Annotated in this window: 15 protein-coding genes; 9 read left to right on the top strand and 6 right to left on the bottom strand. The window is 39.1% G+C overall.

Annotated elements, in window-relative coordinates; all coding sequences use genetic code 11:
* The first annotated feature begins 134 nt into the window (after positions 1 to 134).
* From ileS to C4F40_RS02690, 6 genes are read left to right on the top strand one after another with little or no spacing between them, the layout of a single operon-like run.
* Positions 135 to 3,548 (top strand): isoleucine--tRNA ligase, encoded by a 3,414-nt coding sequence (gene ileS, locus C4F40_RS02715; protein WP_196937848.1) that lies wholly within the window; start codon positions 135 to 137, stop codon positions 3,546 to 3,548.
* A gap of 3 nt (positions 3,549 to 3,551) precedes the next feature.
* Positions 3,552 to 3,935 carry a TraR/DksA family transcriptional regulator gene (locus tag C4F40_RS02710; protein ID WP_136819508.1) on the top strand — a complete coding sequence of 128 codons (384 nt, stop codon included), beginning with the start codon at positions 3,552 to 3,554 and terminating at the stop codon, positions 3,933 to 3,935.
* A 58-nt stretch (positions 3,936 to 3,993) separates the two neighbouring features.
* The gene (locus tag C4F40_RS02705) at positions 3,994 to 4,644 is read left to right on the top strand and encodes a lipoprotein signal peptidase (RefSeq protein ID WP_196937847.1); all 651 of its coding nucleotides are present in this window, start codon (positions 3,994 to 3,996) and stop codon (positions 4,642 to 4,644) included.
* 1 nt (position 4,645) lies between these two features.
* Positions 4,646 to 5,599 (top strand): M20/M25/M40 family metallo-hydrolase, encoded by a 954-nt coding sequence (locus C4F40_RS02700; RefSeq protein ID WP_231389898.1) that lies wholly within the window; start codon positions 4,646 to 4,648, stop codon positions 5,597 to 5,599.
* Positions 5,587 to 6,513, top strand: coding sequence for an SDR family oxidoreductase (locus C4F40_RS02695; protein WP_196937846.1), 927 nt, complete (start codon positions 5,587 to 5,589; stop codon positions 6,511 to 6,513). The genes C4F40_RS02700 and C4F40_RS02695 overlap by 13 nt, the downstream gene beginning before the upstream one ends.
* 6 nt (positions 6,514 to 6,519) lie before the next feature.
* On the top strand, positions 6,520 to 7,047 hold the full coding sequence (locus C4F40_RS02690) for an acyl-CoA thioesterase (RefSeq protein WP_196937845.1): 528 nt from the start codon (positions 6,520 to 6,522) through the stop codon (positions 7,045 to 7,047).
* A gap of 24 nt (positions 7,048 to 7,071) precedes the next feature.
* On the opposite strand, the gene C4F40_RS02685 is transcribed toward C4F40_RS02690, so the two are convergent.
* From C4F40_RS02685 to C4F40_RS02670, 4 genes are all read right to left on the bottom strand, one after another.
* A complete protein-coding gene (locus C4F40_RS02685; protein ID WP_196937844.1) occupies positions 7,072 to 7,479 on the bottom strand; it encodes an EVE domain-containing protein in 408 nt (135 codons plus the stop codon).
* 63 nt (positions 7,480 to 7,542) lie between these two features.
* Entirely contained in the window at positions 7,543 to 7,893 is a 351-nt protein-coding gene (gene gldC / locus C4F40_RS02680; RefSeq protein WP_196937843.1) for a gliding motility protein GldC, read from the bottom strand.
* Between the two features lie 41 nt (positions 7,894 to 7,934).
* Positions 7,935 to 8,177 carry a hypothetical protein gene (locus C4F40_RS02675; RefSeq protein ID WP_196937842.1) on the bottom strand — a complete coding sequence of 81 codons (243 nt, stop codon included), beginning with the start codon at positions 8,175 to 8,177 and terminating at the stop codon, positions 7,935 to 7,937.
* A gap of 5 nt (positions 8,178 to 8,182) precedes the next feature.
* Positions 8,183 to 9,532 carry a DEAD/DEAH box helicase gene (locus C4F40_RS02670; RefSeq protein ID WP_196937841.1) on the bottom strand — a complete coding sequence of 450 codons (1,350 nt, stop codon included), beginning with the start codon at positions 9,530 to 9,532 and terminating at the stop codon, positions 8,183 to 8,185.
* A gap of 238 nt (positions 9,533 to 9,770) precedes the next feature.
* Here C4F40_RS02670 and C4F40_RS02665 point away from each other — a divergent pair, with 238 nt between their 5' ends.
* Together C4F40_RS02665 and C4F40_RS02660 are read left to right on the top strand one after the other, a co-directional pair.
* Positions 9,771 to 11,909 carry a S46 family peptidase gene (locus C4F40_RS02665; RefSeq protein ID WP_196937840.1) on the top strand — a complete coding sequence of 713 codons (2,139 nt, stop codon included), beginning with the start codon at positions 9,771 to 9,773 and terminating at the stop codon, positions 11,907 to 11,909.
* 122 nt (positions 11,910 to 12,031) lie between these two features.
* The gene (locus C4F40_RS02660) at positions 12,032 to 12,211 is read left to right on the top strand and encodes a histone H1 (protein WP_196937839.1); all 180 of its coding nucleotides are present in this window, start codon (positions 12,032 to 12,034) and stop codon (positions 12,209 to 12,211) included.
* A 77-nt stretch (positions 12,212 to 12,288) separates the two neighbouring features.
* On the opposite strand, the gene C4F40_RS02655 is transcribed toward C4F40_RS02660, so the two are convergent.
* Together C4F40_RS02655 and C4F40_RS02650 are read right to left on the bottom strand one after the other, a co-directional pair.
* The gene (locus C4F40_RS02655) at positions 12,289 to 13,074 is read right to left on the bottom strand and encodes a GLPGLI family protein (RefSeq protein WP_196937838.1); all 786 of its coding nucleotides are present in this window, start codon (positions 13,072 to 13,074) and stop codon (positions 12,289 to 12,291) included.
* A 152-nt stretch (positions 13,075 to 13,226) separates the two neighbouring features.
* The gene (locus C4F40_RS02650; protein ID WP_196937837.1) at positions 13,227 to 15,941 is read right to left on the bottom strand and encodes an outer membrane beta-barrel protein; all 2,715 of its coding nucleotides are present in this window, start codon (positions 15,939 to 15,941) and stop codon (positions 13,227 to 13,229) included.
* A 207-nt stretch (positions 15,942 to 16,148) separates the two neighbouring features.
* Here C4F40_RS02650 and C4F40_RS02645 point away from each other — a divergent pair, with 207 nt between their 5' ends.
* Entirely contained in the window at positions 16,149 to 17,519 is a 1,371-nt protein-coding gene (locus tag C4F40_RS02645; RefSeq protein ID WP_196937836.1) for a dipeptidase, read from the top strand.
* Positions 17,520 to 17,589 lie beyond the last annotated feature (70 nt).

Genomic DNA, 17,589 nt, shown 5'->3' with positions numbered 1-17,589 from the left:
AGCAACAATTCCATAAATAGAGCTAAAAAAAATAACACCTGAAGAATCTTGACAGCAATCGCAGTTCTTTTCTTTCACCTTTCCTTAATAATCATTAACTTTGCAACCTTAAAAACAGACATTTAATTTACGTAATGTACAAGGAATATAAGCAGTTAAATTTACCGGAAATCGGGAAAGAAGTATTGAAGCGTTGGGAAGTTCAGGACATTTTCGCAAAAAGTGTTTTAAACCGTCCTGCAAGTAAACCGTATACTTTTTACGAGGGTCCACCGTCCGCAAATGGTATGCCCGGAATTCACCATGTAATGGCGCGTAGTATAAAAGATATTTTTTGCCGTTACAAAACATTGAAAGGCTTTCAGGTAAAACGTAAAGGCGGATGGGATACACACGGGCTTCCGATTGAATTGGCTGTTGAAAAGACATTGGGCATCACGAAAGAAGATATCGGTAAAAAAATATCTGTTGAAGAATATAATGCGGCCTGCCGTAAAGAGGTGATGAAATACACGGATGTATGGAATGACCTAACAGAAAAAATGGGCTACTGGGTAGATCTTGAGAATCCATATATCACCTATCAGAATGAGTACATCGAGACATTATGGTATTTGTTGAAGGAGCTGTACAACAAAGGCCTTCTGTACAAGGGATATACCATACAGCCCTACTCCCCTGCTGCCGGCACGGGGCTAAGCTCGCATGAGTTGAACCAACCCGGCACCTATAAAGATGTAAAAGACACGACGATTGTTGCCGAATTTCGCTTAGTAAAAGATCAAATCCATCCACTGATCTCGACTTTGGTCGAAACCGAAGAAGAAGATGTTGCTTTTATTGCCTGGACGACCACACCTTGGACATTACCAAGCAACACAGCCTTGGTAGTAGGGAAGAAAATCGAATACGTTAAAATCAAAACATTCAATCAATACACCGGATCACCGGTTTCCGTAATTTTAGCAAAAAACCTAATCAGCAAGCATTTTAAGGCTGAAGGTCAACAAATTTCTTTTCAGGACTACAATCTTGGAGACAAAACTATTCCTTGGGAAATAGCGGCAGAATTTGTAGGTGAAGAGCTTCTTGGATTACGTTACGAACAACTACTACCCTATATAACAAACGAAGAGTTATTAGAGAAAGCATTCCGGGTAATTGCAGGTGACTTCGTAACCACAGAGGATGGTACAGGTATTGTTCATGCTGCCCCTACATATGGTGGAGACGACTTTAGAGTTGCAAAGGAAAATGACGTTCCGGGTATTTTTGTTAAGGATGAAAATGGAAAAGACGTACCGACGGTAGACCGTACAGGTCGTTTCGTGAAAGAAATCACGGATTTTGCGGGACGTTTTGTGAAAGAAGAATACTATTCAGATGCCGAACGCGCTGAAAAAGATTTCCGTCCGACGGATGTTTTAATTGCCATCAAATTAAAAGAGGACAACAAAGCCTTCGATGTAAAAAAATACGAGCACACCTATCCACACTGTTGGCGCACAGACAAACCGGTATTGTATTATCCCCTAGATAGCTGGTTTATCCGTACAACAGCCATGAAAGAAGAAATGGTGGCCCTAAATAAAACCATAAACTGGAAACCAGAAGCTACAGGATCTGGTCGATTTGGCAACTGGTTGGAAAATTTGGTAGACTGGAACTTATCACGTTCGCGTTACTGGGGCACCCCATTGCCCATCTGGCGTTCGGAAGACGAAAACGAAGAAATCTGTATTGGCTCCATGCCGGAATTAAAAAAATATCTAGAAGCATCCATTGCATCTGATGTACTTTCGGAAAATGAGAAAGCAGTCAATACAGCATATTTAGCAAAATTTGACACCACGGATTTAGACTTACACCGGCCATATGTCGACCATCTGGTCTTAGTATCTGACGGAGGACAAAAAATGTTTCGCGAGCCAGATCTGATCGATGTTTGGTTTGACTCCGGTGCGATGCCTTATGCGCAATGGGGCTTGGATCACAATAAATTAGCTAATGGAGATAAATTGCCCTTCAAAGAGGAGTATAACCACGCTTTTCCGGCGGATTTCATTGCCGAGGGTGTAGATCAAACCAGAGGATGGTTCTTTACCTTGCACGCGATCTCCACCATGATTCGAGGTTCTGTAGCTTTTAAAAATGTCGTATCTAATGGACTTGTGTTAGACAAGAATGGCAACAAAATGTCTAAGCGCCTTGGTAATGGAGTAGATCCATTTGCTACAATTGAAAAATACAGTGCCGATGCCACGCGTTGGTACATGATTAGCAATGCAGCACCTTGGGACAACTTAAAGTTTAATGAGGAAGGACTGGATGAAGTACGACGTAAATTCTTCGGAACATTATATAATACATATGCTTTCTTTGCCTTATATGCGAATATTGACAATTTCAACTATGTAGAACCGGATGTTGCAAACGAAAACCGTCCAGAAATTGATCGCTGGATATTATCACTTCTGAATAGCTTAAGCAAAGAAGTAGACGATTATTATGCGGATTACGAACCGACCAAAGCAACCCGGGCTATCCAAACATTTGTCGACGAACATTTGAGCAATTGGTATGTACGTTTGTGTCGTCGTCGTTTTTGGAAGGGCGATTATACGGAAGATAAGATTTCTGCTTATCAGACACTGTATACTTGTTTGGACACTATTGCCAAATTGATGTCTCCAGTTTCACCATTTTTTTCCGATCAATTGTATTTGGATTTAAATGCGGTGACCAAAAAGGAAAATTTCGAATCCGTACATTTAGCTGATTTCCCATCTTACAATCCCCTTCTTGTGGATAAAGCTTTGGAAGAAAGAATGGCATTGGCACAAGACATCTCATCGTTAGTTTTGTCGTTGCGCAAGAAAACGGGAATAAATGTGCGTCAACCACTTAGCAAGATATTACTACCTGTTTTAGATAGTGCATTCCAGGCGAAAGTAGAGAAGGTAAAGGACCTTATTCTTTCAGAGACGAACATCAAATCTATTGAATTTATTACCGACACAACCGGCATCATCAAGAAAAAAATAAAACCTAATTTCAAAGCACTTGGCGCGAAAGTTGGTAAGGATATGAAATTGGTGACGACGGCTATCCAAGCATTGAATGCAGATCAAATTGGCGAACTTGAAAGAAATGGAAATTATGTATTAGCAGGGACAGCATACGACATTTCTTTAGAAGATGTGGAAATTATCGCAGAAGATGTCGCAGGCTGGCAAGTGGCAAATCTAGGAAACTTGACCGTTGCACTGGATGTGCAGATTACAGACGAATTAAAGAAAGAGGGTGTTGCTAGAGAATTGGTAAATCGAGTTCAGAATCTTCGGAAAGAAAAGGATTTTGAAGTTACAGATAGAATCAAAGTTCTAGTGAGCCAAAATATTGAAATAGAAGAGGCTACACAACATAATTTATCTTATATTTGCACCGAAATATTAGCTGATTCATTTGTTTTTGTAGACACACTAACGTCGTCAGACACAATAGAAATAAATGGTATAGAACTAAAGGTATTAATCGAAAAAATTTAGGTTATGGCTAACACAGAGAAAACACGATACAGCGATTCAGAATTACAAGAATTCAAATCGATTATCTTAGAAAAGTTGCGTGTTGCTAAAGAGGAGTTACTAGCATTAACAAGAACTTTAAGCAACAGTAACGCAAACGGCACAGATGATACAGCTGGAACCTATAAAACTTTAGAAGACGGTTCTGCGACTCTTGAGAAAGAGCAAGTAAACCAGTTGGCGGCTCGTCAAAAAAAATTCATTGACAATCTTGAAGCCGCATTGGTACGCATCGAAAACAAAACGTACGGCATCTGCCGTGAGACTGGAAAACTAATTCAAAAAGAACGTTTGAAAGCAGTTCCTCATACAACATTAAGTATCGAAGCAAAAAACAAACAATATTAAGAATTGAAACCTGAATGGTCTTTGCTCAAATAGCGCAAAGACCATTTTATCCTATATCATGAAAGGCTACACGCGACCAATAACTCTTATCTTTCTTATTCTATTAATTGATCAAATATCAAAATTTTGGGTAAAACTCAACATGACGATAGGTCAAGATTTCAAGATACTTGGTAATAAATTTCTTATCCATTTCATTGAAAACCCAGGCATGGCCTATGGAATGGAGTTCGGTGGCGAATATGGTAAACTCTTTCTAAGTATCTTCCGTATTATTGCTGTTATTGGTATCGGTTACGGCCTTCATTACATGATCAAGAATAAATATCACAGAGGCTTTACCCTGAATGTAGCCCTGATATTTGCCGGTGCATTAGGCAATATTATTGATTGCGTATTTTATGGTATGATCTTTAGCGAAAGTGATTTTTATACAAAAGCTGTTCTTTTTCCCGAAGGAGGTGGATATGCTCCATTCCTATATGGCAAAGTGGTGGATATGCTTTATTTCCCACTGATCGAAGGGAACTTTCCAACCTGGTTTCCGATATGGGGAGGAGAACACTTCCTGTTTTTTCGACCAGTGTTTAATGTAGCCGATTCCGCTATCTCGGTTGGAGTAGTTTTAATTTTACTCTTTCAAAAGAGATACTTTAAAGAAGAGCACAACGAAGAAGAGAGTGTAAATAGCGAGATCTTGGAGGATTAAAGTGAAAGTAAATTTAAGAATCAGTTTTTTCTGTAGTTTACTATCAGCTCTGCTGATTCTACCAACATACTTAACTGCTCAGATCAAGCAGGAGAATCTCAAGAAGCATGTTTACTATTTAGCTTCAGACAACATGAAAGGCCGCGGCACAGGATCTAAGGAAATAAATAAAGCGGCTAATTATATTGAAAAACTTTTTAAAAAATACGGGCTCTCACCCAAAGGCGAAAAAGGCTACCGTCAAACATTTACCGCAAAAATTCGTCGCGTCGTCGTTCCCGACAGCATTCGTCTAGCCGACAATATTATTGGATTTTTAGATAACGGTGCACCTCACACCATTATAATTGGAGCCCATTATGATCACTTAGGCATAGGGCATCAAGGGAGTTCACGGGACTCGTTAGGCGTCGGACAAATACATAATGGTGCAGACGACAATGCTTCAGGAGTGGCGGGACTACTAGAATTAGCAAGATATTTCGCTACTAACGAAGAGAGAGAAGCATATAACATGCTATTTATCGGCTTTGGTGCAGAAGAATTGGGCTTAGTAGGATCACAGCACTTCACGGAGAATCCGACCGTACCACTGGAGTATATACAGTGGATGCTCAATATGGATATGATCGGCCGGTATAATCCAGATAATGGCCTAGCCATCATTGGTTATGGTACCAGCTCTAAATTTCCGACCATATTTGAAGGGATCACCAGCGATATAAAATTCAACTTAAGCAGGGATGGAAACGGCGGTTCCGATCAAACTTCCTTCTACAAAAAAAATATTCCTGTTTTATTTTTTCATACGGGGGGGCATGATGATTACCACAAACCAGGGGATGATCCCGAAAAAATTGATTATAATGCATTGGAATCGATTTTAAAGCTGGAAATAGAGGTATTAAACAATTCCATGAAACAAGGCAAAATGGACTTTCAATGGACGAACTGATAAACGGTGAAAAACGTATCCTTCTAACAGGATCCAATGGTTTTCTAGGTCAAAAGCTTACAGATTTTATTGTACAAAAAACGGATTATTCGCTGCTGTGTACCTCAAAATCCGCGAATAGGAATCCGAATATAAAGGGATACAATTATGTTCAGCTTTCACTTATAAATCAGAAAGAGCTCGCAACATTAATCGACACGTATTCCCCGACGCATATCGTTCACACTGCTGCTACGACAAGTGTTGAAGCTTGTGAAAATAATTGGGAAGAATGCAAACAGCTTAATACTGATACGGTTCAGTTTTTAGCCGAAATCTGTGAGAAAAAGAATATCCACCTCACTTTTTTATCTACAGATTTCGTTTTCGATGGAAAAGAAGGAACTTATTTGGAAACTGCTCCGACGAACCCGTGCAATGCATATGGAAAAAGTAAAGTTGCTGCAGAACAAAAGATAATACAGTCGGGCTGTAAGGCTGCTATCCTACGCACCATATTGGTTTACGGTGTTATTGCCGATAAGAATCGCTCCAATTTGATCCTTTGGGCTAAAAATAAGTTACAGGACAACGAAGTAATACGTGTTGTACAGGACCAATGGCGCATGCCTACCTGGGTCGATGATTTGGCGAATGCCTGCCTCCTCGCCGTCCAGAAAAATGCAGTCGGTATTTATCATATATCCGGCGATGAGATGTATTCTATACTTGATATTGTCTATAAGGTAGCGGATCATTGGTCTTTAAACATTGATTTGATTACACCTGTAACCGCAGAAGAGATTGGGCAAGCGGATAACCGTCCCAAGAAGACTGGTTTTGTACTAGACAAAGCAAAAAAAGAATTAGGGTTCACTCCTACGTCGTTAGCAAACAGCTTGGCAGAGATAGATAAACAATTGAAATTAGTATAGAATAATATGCAGGAAAAATTTGCGAAAGCGTCGTATACCGAAATGAATGAACTCGTTCTTCCAAATGACACCAATACGTTTGGTAACTTAATGGGCGGACGTTTACTATACTGGATGGATATTTGTTCGGCTATGGCGGCTCAAAAACATTGCAATAACGTCGTCGTTACCGCATCGGTTGATAATGTTTCTTTTAAAAGACCGGTAAAACTCGGGGATGTAGTTACCATTAAAGCCCAGGTAACTCGAGCATTTAACACCTCTTTGGAGGTACGTCTAGAAGTGTTTGCCCAGAATCTTCCCAAAGGTACGAACGAGAAATCCAATGAGGCCTATTATACTTTTGTCGCGTTGGACGAGCAAGGTAAACCGAAAGCTATTCCTTTGTTGAAACCAGAAACCGAAAACGAATTAAAACTATACAACGAGGCCTTACAGCGACGAGAATTACGTTTGATTCTGGCTGGGAAACTGGATCCTGAACACGCGACAGAATTAAAAAATCTGGTTAATCTGTTCGATCATAAGGGATAAAGGATCGATATCGCATTGGGAATATTATGAATTCCCCAATGCGACGATACGATCAAATTCTTCCGGTTTCAACGGCATTACAGAAAGTCGTCCCTGGCGTACCAATGCGACATCCTGAAGAAATTCGTCTGCTTTAATGGCTTCCAGTGTAACCGGCTTCTCAAAGGTCTCTACCGGAGCTAAATCGACAACTACCCATTTTGGATCTTCGGTAGTCGGATCCTGGTAAAATTCTTTGATCACCTTCGCTATCCCTACAATCTCCTTTCCTTCATTGCTATGATAGAATAAGACAAGGTCGCCTTCTTTCATCGCCTTCAAATTATTGCGAGCCTGATAATTGCGGACGCCATCCCAAAACGTTTGACCGTCTTTATTGAATTGTTCCCAACTGTATTTAAACGGTTCTGATTTGACCAAAAAGTAATTCATTTTTTTTCTCCTATCTAATATCTAGCATCTCATGTCTAATATCTTACATCTCATGTCTAATATCTAATTCTGTTGCTCTAACACTTCCATTTTCTCCGCAAAGTGTGAACAGTAATCTCTCAAATCCTCGATTACCTTTTCGGCCATCGGGTCACCTCCGGATGAACGTAAGAAAGAATCGCCCATCGTTTGTAAAGTTTCATAGAAAAAACGTTTCATTTCGTCATAGGGCATATCTTTAGTCCAAAGATCTATGCGTAACGAATTTTTATACTGTCCGTCCCACAATGCCAAAAACATGGCCTTCGTAGGTAAAGATTCCGTATTTTGTCCATCAGTAGACGACCATTGAATGGTATCAGGTACATTATTATCGTCTAATTCTACTTCTAATTTTATTTCTGCTTTTTTCATCTATTTATTTTTTATGATGCCTCACCTACTACAGGTAGGTATCATGATTGAATTTTTAATATTACCATTACGATACCTACTACTAGTATAAAGCCAATCTGTAGGAACCAAATGCGTTGTAAATCTTTTATAACTAATCTAAAAAATACGTCCACTAACAAAAGTACCGCAATCAATGTGATCAACCATCCCCAGGAAAACAGCATCTCCGTATCGGCATTCATTTCAGAGATAAACCAGACCAAGATACAGGCCAAGGTAATATTCAAGGGTGTCAATTTCATGGATGTTACTTCTTTTTAAACGATTTCGATTTTCCGCTAGAAACTCTTCCTTTACCACCCCCTTTTGTTCCAGAAGCTGCAGTTCTTTTTTTACCGCCGTGCTTCAGCATAAATTTCTTCTCATGAAATGCGCCTTGAAAATCAGGATTTTCCTTTTTCTTCTGACTATCAATTTCACGGGCAATGGCTTGTCGTTCGTCAAAAGGTGTTTTTTCTACAAAAACATCCTCCGGTAAATCGATCACTTCTATAGGCTGCCGAATCAGCTTTTCAATTTTTGCAATAGAATATTCTTCTGCAGGATTGCAAAATGTGATAGCGTCTCCTGTATTAAACGCTCTGCCAGTACGGCCGATTCGATGCACATAATCCTCTATGACAATAGGTACATCAAAGTTAATAACATGGCTCACATTGCTCACATCCAGTCCTCTAGCTGCCACATCCGTAGCGACCAAAAAACGGATTTCTCCGGTCTTAAAAGCATGGATAGAATTGATCCGTGTATTTTGCCCTTTATTAGCGTGGATCACACGGACATTTTTTGCACCATACTTGCGTTCTAAAAACGCAAATACACTATCGGCAACTTGCTTGGTCTTACAAAAAACAATCACCCGATGGTACGCTTCATCATCTGTAAATAGATGCTGAAGCAGATTAATCTTGGTCTTAACGTTGGGAACATGATATAGCGATTGTGTAACCGTTTGAGCAGGCGTCGCTTGCTCTGTGACTTCAATTACCGTTGGAAACGCCAAAAAATCTCCTGCAATCTTCCGCACCAATTCGCTCATGGTAGCGGAAAAAAGTAAATTCTGTCTTTTACGGGGTATTACTTCCAAAATACGGTGTAATTTACCAATAAAGCCCATGTCTACCATTTTGTCTGCCTCATCCATCACCAACACTTTTAACGACTTTGTATTAATATCTCCCGCTAGATATAGATCCAAAAACCTGCCTGGTGTAGCGACAACAATATCGCAGCCTTTAGCAAGCAATTCCTTTTGCGTTTTAGGACCTAAACCACCATATAATACAATAGTACGCAGATCCAGGTAAGCGGAAAAAAGCTGGATATGTTCTTCAATCTGAATAGCAAGTTCGCGGGTAGGACTTAATATGAGCGCCCGTGGATCGTTTCCCTGCGCATATTTGAGATTCATCAAAAGTGGCAACACAAAGGCCGCAGTTTTACCTGTACCCGTCTGTGCTATGCCCATCACATCCTGTCCCGCTAAAATCGGTGGAATAGCTTTCTCTTGTATTTCCGTCGGTATTGAATAACCTGCCTCGGTTATTGCATTTAATAGCTGTTTATTTAACTTAAAATCCTCAAACGATGCTTGCATTTTACAAAGATAGGTAAATCTGTGCATTTAAATTTTGCAAAGAAGAGGTTGCAACAGCAACTTTATTAACCAAAATTTTGTTTTACGGTGTATTTACGCCAATTTTGCTTCCGAAATAAAATTGATGAGCGTGAAACGGAAATGTAAAATCGTGACGGTTCCATCACCTTTAAGAACAAACCGAGTGTAACGCGTTCATTTAACTTTGAAATCTAGCACTCATAAATAATTTATACGAATGAAAAAAATACTATCACTAGTAGTGTTATGTGCGATAAGCATGACAAGTATGGCCGATGAAGGCATGTGGTTTTTAATGCATTTGAAACGGCTAAATGAAGCGGATATGCAGAAAAAAGGCTTGAAATTAACAGCTGAAGAAATCTACAGCATAAACAACTCTAGCTTAAAAGATGCAATAGTTCAATTCAACGGAGGGTGTACAGCGGAAATAGTTTCAGCAACAGGACTGGTCTTTACTAATCACCACTGTGGATATGGCGCAATTGCTGAATTATCTACTCCAGAACACGACTACCTAACAAATGGTTTTTGGGCGAAGAACCATGCTGAAGAATTGAAACCCAAATCCTTATATGTACGTTTCTTTGTACGTATGGACGATGTTTCTAAGCGTATTTTGGGATTGGTAAATGATACGATGCCCGAAAAAGAGAGAGAAAAAATTATTAATCAAGAAATTGCTAAAATTGAGAAAGAAAATAGCGAAAACGGAAAATATGTCGTTTCGGTAAAATCATTTTACAATGGTAATGAGTATTATTATTTTGTGTACCAAGACTTCAATGATGTGCGCTTGGTGGGCACTCCTCCTAATAGCATTGGTAAATTTGGCGGAGATACCGACAATTGGGAATGGCCTCGTCACACCGGAGACTTTTCTATCTTCCGGGTCTATGCAGACCAAGATGGCAATCCGGCCGACTATTCAGCGGAGAATGTTCCATTAAAACCGAAGTATCACCTACCAATTAGCATCAAAGGATTAAAAGAAGGTGATTTCTCGATGATATTAGGATATCCTGGACGTACGAATCGTTGGATGCCTGCCGCAGGGATTGACCAAAATGTGAATTACGCATACCCTGCTTGGGTAGAAGCGTCCAAAGTAGGAATGGATGCAATGAAAAAACATATGGACCAAGATCAAGCTGTTAAGATCAACTATGCTTCACAATATTCAGGAGTTGCCAACTACTGGAAAAATCGTCAAGGTATGATCGATGCACTTTCAAAGCACAAAACATCAGACTCGAAACGTAAAGCAGAGAAGAAATTCCAAAAATGGGCAAGTAAAACAGCAAATAAAGCCGAATACGGTGAAGTCATCACAACAATAAATAGGTATTACGCAGCAACAAATGAAAAAGCGCGTCATGACAATTACTTAATCGGTATGCTCCGTTCGTCAACATTTGCGGCGTTACCAGCTAGCTTAGGAAATGCATTAAAACAATACGCAGATGCGAATACGGAAAAACGCAAAGAGATGCATCCAAGATTAGAAAGCGCTATACGTGAAACGTATGAAAAAGTTCATATTCCATTGGAGATCGATGTCTTGGCCGACGAATTAAATTTATATAGCACAAAGGGAGGCAACATTTCTCCTTATATTGCAGAGCTGGCGAAACAAAACAATGGTAATTTTAAAGGTTCGGTCGCTCAATATTTTACCAATAGTGTATTTGGCTCGGAAGCAAATATGCTTGCTTTCTTGGAAAACCCATCTGCACAAAAGATTGATACGGATCCGTTATATGCCATTTCTAATGCATTGATGACAAAATATCGCGAACAATCTCCAGAACAAAATCAATTGGCAGATGCTTACCAAGCGGCGTATAGAAAATACATAGCAGGTTTCTTGGAAATGAATACTAAGACAAAATATTATCCGGATGCAAATAGCACGTTACGTTTAACGTATGGTACTATTAGAGCCTTACCTAAAGATCCACGAAACGACGCTAAAGTCAACAATTACACAACTTTAAAAGGTACGATAGCAAAATACAAACCACAAGACGAAGAATTTGATCTTCCTCAAAAATTGATTGATTTATACGAAAAGAAAGATTTTGGACGTTATGCTGATAAGAATGGGCATATGTCTGTCAATTTCTTGAGCGATCAAGATATTACTGGCGGTAATTCTGGTTCTCCGGTGTTGAATGGAAATGGCGAATTAATCGGATTGGCATTTGACGGAAATATAGAAGCAATGGCCGGTGATGTTATTTTTGACCCTAAATTGCAACGCACAATTTCAGTTGATGTACGGTATGTTTTATTCATTATCGACAAATTTGCCGGGGCTCAAAACATAATTGATGAATTGACTATTGTAGAATAAATTCTAATAAAATGACTTTTTATACAAAAAAACAACATTTTATTGTTTTTTTATTTGTTGATTTTGTATATTTATTACCTCTTAGCAATTAATTAGAGAAAACTAAAATTATATTAATAAAAATGGAAAACTACACTAAATTAAAAGAACTGGTAGCTTCAATCGAAGCAGATGCGGACAAATTCTTCAACAACGGTAACTCAGCAGCAGGTACACGCGTTCGTAAAGGTTTACAAGAAATCAAAACTTTAGCTCAGGACATTCGTAACGAAGTAACGGAGAAGAAAAACACCGATAAATAATTATCTTGTTTATCAGAAATAAAAAACCTGACTTACATGCGTAAGTCAGGTTTTTTTATCCTATCGTAATGTACTTTTTATAAATAGTATCCGGCCATCACCAGGTTAAACATCTTCTCTCCTAAAAAACCTACTAAAACTGCGCTCAACTGGTCGTAAACTTCCTTCCTTGTCATCGGCTTGGCCTTTACTTTACCGATTGCCAACGCGCCCGGTGCTAATGGTGTCAGATCTACCTTGGTGGCGAAAATATTATAGTGTAATTCGGGTACCGCCAGTCCCAATATCATTCCCGGCAATCCATTAAAACTAGAAGGTCCTGCCGAGACAGGAATTTCATCTGTATAAAATGCAACAACGTAAATCGAATCCATAACTAGACCATTGGCTCTTCGACAATTATATCCCGCTATTGATCTATATTCATCCGTTATCTTCCATTTCACACCAACCATCTGATCATCCACTAGAATCGATTGTCCTCCGAGATCAAAAGAAGACTTCATACGCTTCTCTCCCAAATTTTGGTAGGTGGTGATACCCGATTCGATAACTCCCATTTGCATCATCATACGGACAGATTCAGTGTAATCCTCTTTTACGTGCTCAAACAACACTTCCTTATCAGAAAATGATGCTTTCTTTTTAAATATATGATTTTCAGGAAGTCGATCCAGTAGTGAGAGCATCATCTGTTTTGAATTTTCATCCTTTGCATACGCACCATATCGTTTTACCAGATTCTTTATGAAGATCGTTTTCTCATAGCTTATTGTTCCCTGTTGCGGAAAATAAGTATACTGCGCTTTCAATGGAAAATGGAAGCATAATATAAATAGACTGACAAATAATATAAATTTCATATCGTGTATATTTTTAAATAAATTTTAGAATTGTATCCATCATACCGTACATTTCTTTCGTGAGCGTGGTAAGCTTCGTTTGACTTCTTCAACGTCACGTGGAATGTCCAGGACCTCACGGATAATTCTACAGTCAATAGAGCTGTTACAATTTAATTCGCTTGTACAAACATTTTATTAATATCCCAAGATACTTTTAGCATAAAATACCGCCCTATTGTATTATACCTGCGCTCGGTAAGCTGAGCACCACTTTGAACTCTCGAGAATCCTATATTCTGATTTAAGATATCATTGGCAGCCAATGTCAACATCAACGTTTCATCTTTCAAAAATTTTTTAGAAATAGACGGGTTCAACAACAAGCGTTCAAATTTTTGACTATAGACCTCAGTAGGCGCTTCATATATGTAATTAAGATCAGCCTGAAGGACAAATTTCATCGGTAAATAATATTTCAATGCATTATTAGAGCTAAACGTAAATCCTTTACTATCTGCCTGCGTATTTAAATCGGTAGACCGAACGGTATAACCTGGCACGACAGCTACGTCAAAATCAAATCCCTTTGTAGTGCTACGCTGTAGGGATAAGCCCATGTTGTAGGTCTGATTTAACGATGCGGCCAACAAACTATTTACGTAATTATAATTTTTGTTAATCGTGATTCCGGGATTAACACCTAGCCTAATCTGATACTTCTTATGCAGAAAAGTCGAATACCACGAATAAAAACTTAAACTTTGATTATTTCGGATACTCAAATTATCCCAGATATAAGTATTTTTTCCCAGACTATCGGTCATTACATTTTGTATCAGGGCATCCTCTGTACTTGATGCATTCGCGCCAAATCCGTAAAATGTTCCTTGCAAAAGTTTAGAAGCCCAGTAGTTTATATCCATATTATGCGTATACGAATTCTTTAGCTCTTCGTTTCCCAAGTACTCATTTAAAGGGTCTTCATTTGAACGTAGCGGCTGTATCTGTGTAAGATTCGGAAGCGTATTATCTCCCCGGTAATTCAACGATAACATGGAGTTCTTCGTAATGCTGTATCTCGTATTCATCCGTGGACTATACGTAAAGAATGTACGCGATAATTCTGAATTATCGTAATTATTTTTTTGAGATAATTCATTGTCGTTAAATGCATTAGAGAAGTTGAAATTTAACGCATCGCCGACCTTATAATTGAAGGCGACATTGTAACGGTTTATAAATGTATTATATTCATAGTCGTTACTAAATTCATCGTCAAGTATATCATAAGCCTGCGTCTGCTCGTTCTTATTAAAAGACTCAAGCTTATTCTGATTGAAATTATTCGTAATCCCGTATTCGAAAGATACCACCAAATTTTTCAAAATTGGCTCGGAATATGTCACTTTCGCGTCGTGATTTATAGAGGTATTTTCACTTACTTTATTTTGATCCAATGAATCAGGTAACAACTCATTATTTCTAAAATAGTTTGTTAACGCGTAAATATATTGATCACTTTCTGCGTCTGAGGTATTCGTACCGTAGTAGAAGGATAAAGAACGGCCCTCTTTTCCGAATTTCCGTGTAAACAATGTACTTGCATTTAGTGATTCATTTCTATTCGTATTCGAGGAATTTCTTTCATTGTCGTTAATTTTGTCGTTAAACTGATTCATGGTCTTCGATACCGAAGATGAATTGTATTCTGATTTCGTACGCGAAGCACCTGCCCAAACAGTCAGGGTGGTTAAGGAATCGAATTTGGCTTCATATTTCAGGTACATGTCCTGCTTATTGTTGTGTGAATTTATTCTCGAATCGTTATTCGTAATTAACGCGGTATCTCTTAACGAATTTTGCGTAAACACAGAGCGGTTAATATCATTATTTGCATCATTAAGCTTATATCCTACATGCCAATAATGTCTTCCATTGTTCGATTTGTCCGCGTACTGCACCCCGGTATTTAAGACTTCCGGGCGCCCCTCACCCGAAAATTGCCCCTGCCCTCCTCGATCCTCATTTCCGATCGAAGATGCTTCGTCTCCCGACAGGTCTGTCTTTCCGTTATTACTTGCAATTAAATAAGCTGATAATCGAAGTGATTTTTTAAAATAATTGGTCATCATTTGGCCTAAATAAAACTTATCGGTCGCTGCTCCTGCTTCTATCTTACCAAAAATACCATGTTTGGCTTCCTCTTTGAGTTTCAAATTGATCGTTTGCGAGCGCTGTCCATCATCCACACCTGTGCGTTCCGCTTGATCCGATTTCTTTTCGTATACCTGCACCTTGTCCACCATATCCGATCGAATATTCCGTGTTACCAATACAGGATCATCGCCGAAAAACTCCTCCCCGTCTACCAACACCTTCTCTACAGTCTTTCCCTGCGCCGTAATTTTACCACTTGCGTCTACGGAGATCCCCGGCAACACTTTAAGTAAATCTTCAACCTTGGCATTCTTTTCCACCGTGAAACTTGACGCATCATATTCCACCGTATCCCCTTTAATAACAATTGGAATTTTACCCGTTACCAGCACTTCCTCCAGAAGGTTTGTCACACTGGTTAGTCCAATCTGACCAATGTCTTCGTTTTGTTTGTTCCCGTCAATCGGTGTATAATAATCTCCAAATTTTGGATAAGAGATGATTAACAAGTAAGAGCCGGTATCGGGCTTTATCAATTGAAATTTTCCGTTTTCTCCCGATCGGGTAAAATCGACCAAAATAGAATCACGGGACTGTAAAAGCATAATTGTGGCATTCGATAGTTTTGTTTTATCTGCCTCATCTACAATTTCGCCTTTTATGAAAATTTGCGAAAAAGCGGAACTGCTGAACATGAACGGCAACAAAATGAAGAGTATTTTTTTCATACAAAGGCTATAATCTTAAGCGAAAATAATTTAACGATTTATACTATGCAACAACATTAACCATAATTAACAATAAGTTTTTAATTCCGTTACTATTTAATAAGATGCAACAAAATCCAAATTCCATATCATTTGTAGCTCGAATGCACGAAATGTTACATCTACTTTCCTAATTTATTTCTTTACCTTTGTAAAAACCCGTTTATAATGCAAAATATCAAAGATTATGTAGAAGCAAATAAACAACGCTTCTTAGACGAACTATTTGAATTATTGCGTTTTCCTTCAGTAAGTGCTGATCCACAGTATAAGGAAGGCGTATTAAATACCGCTGGATTCGTAGCCCAAAAACTAAAAGATGCCGGAGCTGACAATGTGGAAATTTGCCCTACGGCGGGTTATCCCATCGTATATGGTGAAAAAGTTTTTGACCCGTCCTTGCCTACGGTTTTAGTATACGGTCACTATGATGTACAACCTGCAGACCCTATCGAACTATGGGACACCCCTCCTTTCGAGCCAACTATTCGTGATGGCAAAATCTATGCCCGTGGCGCAGCAGATGACAAAGGTCAGTTTTACATGCATGTAAAAGCATTTGAATACATGATAAAAAATGAACAACTGTCATGTAACATCAAGTTCATGATCGAAGGGGAAGAAGAAGTTGGCTCTGCAAACCTAGGCATCTTCGTAAAAGAAAACAAAGAACGGTTGAAGGCAGATGTTATCGTTATATCCGATACCTCTATGATCAGTCTCGAAAATCCATCTTTAGAAACTGGTTTGCGTGGCCTTTCTTATGTGGAGGTTGAAGTAACGGGGCCTAACCGTGACCTACACTCCGGAGTGTACGGCGGTGCTATAGCAAATCCTGCGACAATTTTAGCTAAACTTATCGCTTCTTTACACGATGAGAATAATCATATTGCCATCCCCGGATTTTATGACGACGTTGTCGAATTGACAACCGAAGAAAGAAAGGCGTTAAATGAAGCTCCTTTTGATATTGAAGAATACAAATCAGATCTAGGCGTCGCTAATATTTGGGGCGAGAAAGGTTTCACAACAATTGAGCGAACTGGTATTCGTCCTACGCTAGAAGTGAATGGTATATGGGGCGGCTATATTGGAGAAGGTGCAAAAACAGTACTACCTTCCAAAGCATTTGCTAAGATTTCGATGCGCTTGGTACCAAATCAAGATTCGGAAAAAATCACCAAACTTTTCAAAGATCATTTTGAAGGGATAGCACCCGATTATATAAAAGTGAAGGTAACACCGCATCACGGAGGCGAACCCGTGGTTACACCGACTGATAGCATCGCATACAAAGCTGCTGAAAAAGCTTTAACCGAAACTTTCAACAAAAAACCGATCCCAACACGTGGCGGTGGGTCCATCCCTATTGTAGCCTTATTCGAAAGAGAATTAGGCATTAAAACTGTATTGTTGGGTTTTGGATTGGACAGCGATAACCTACATTCTCCGAATGAAAAATATGGTATCGAAAACTATCTAAAGGGAATCGAAACCATTCCTTTATTCCATAAGCACTATGCGGAATTAAGTAGGTAAGAGATGTTTTAACGTCATTGCGAGGCGCGCAGCAACGACCGCCGAAGGCAGCTCCGAAGGAACTTTTCTC

This window comes from Sphingobacterium pedocola (genome assembly GCF_015209965.1).
Classification (GTDB): Bacteria; Bacteroidota; Bacteroidia; order Sphingobacteriales; family Sphingobacteriaceae; genus Sphingobacterium; species Sphingobacterium pedocola.
Note: the sequence above shows the minus strand (reverse complement) of the source record. Positions and strands in the feature narration are given on the sequence as shown.

Coding starts and splice junctions, on each gene's coding strand:
- C4F40_RS02655 (WP_196937838.1), bottom strand. CDS start 13,074: ATGAAATTTATATTATTTGTCAGTCTATTTATATTATGCTTCCATTTT.
- C4F40_RS02685 (WP_196937844.1), bottom strand. CDS start 7,479: ATGAATTACTTTTTGGTCAAATCAGAACCGTTTAAATACAGTTGGGAA.
- C4F40_RS02710 (WP_136819508.1), top strand. CDS start 3,552: ATGGCTAACACAGAGAAAACACGATACAGCGATTCAGAATTACAAGAA.
- C4F40_RS02695 (WP_196937846.1), top strand. CDS start 5,587: ATGGACGAACTGATAAACGGTGAAAAACGTATCCTTCTAACAGGATCC.
- C4F40_RS02665 (WP_196937840.1), top strand. CDS start 9,771: ATGAAAAAAATACTATCACTAGTAGTGTTATGTGCGATAAGCATGACA.
- C4F40_RS02675 (WP_196937842.1), bottom strand. CDS start 8,177: ATGAAATTGACACCCTTGAATATTACCTTGGCCTGTATCTTGGTCTGG.
- C4F40_RS02670 (WP_196937841.1), bottom strand. CDS start 9,532: ATGCAAGCATCGTTTGAGGATTTTAAGTTAAATAAACAGCTATTAAAT.
- gldC (WP_196937843.1), bottom strand. CDS start 7,893: ATGAAAAAAGCAGAAATAAAATTAGAAGTAGAATTAGACGATAATAAT.
- C4F40_RS02705 (WP_196937847.1), top strand. CDS start 3,994: ATGAAAGGCTACACGCGACCAATAACTCTTATCTTTCTTATTCTATTA.
- C4F40_RS02690 (WP_196937845.1), top strand. CDS start 6,520: ATGCAGGAAAAATTTGCGAAAGCGTCGTATACCGAAATGAATGAACTC.
- ileS (WP_196937848.1), top strand. CDS start 135: ATGTACAAGGAATATAAGCAGTTAAATTTACCGGAAATCGGGAAAGAA.
- C4F40_RS02660 (WP_196937839.1), top strand. CDS start 12,032: ATGGAAAACTACACTAAATTAAAAGAACTGGTAGCTTCAATCGAAGCA.
- C4F40_RS02645 (WP_196937836.1), top strand. CDS start 16,149: ATGCAAAATATCAAAGATTATGTAGAAGCAAATAAACAACGCTTCTTA.
- C4F40_RS02650 (WP_196937837.1), bottom strand. CDS start 15,941: ATGAAAAAAATACTCTTCATTTTGTTGCCGTTCATGTTCAGCAGTTCC.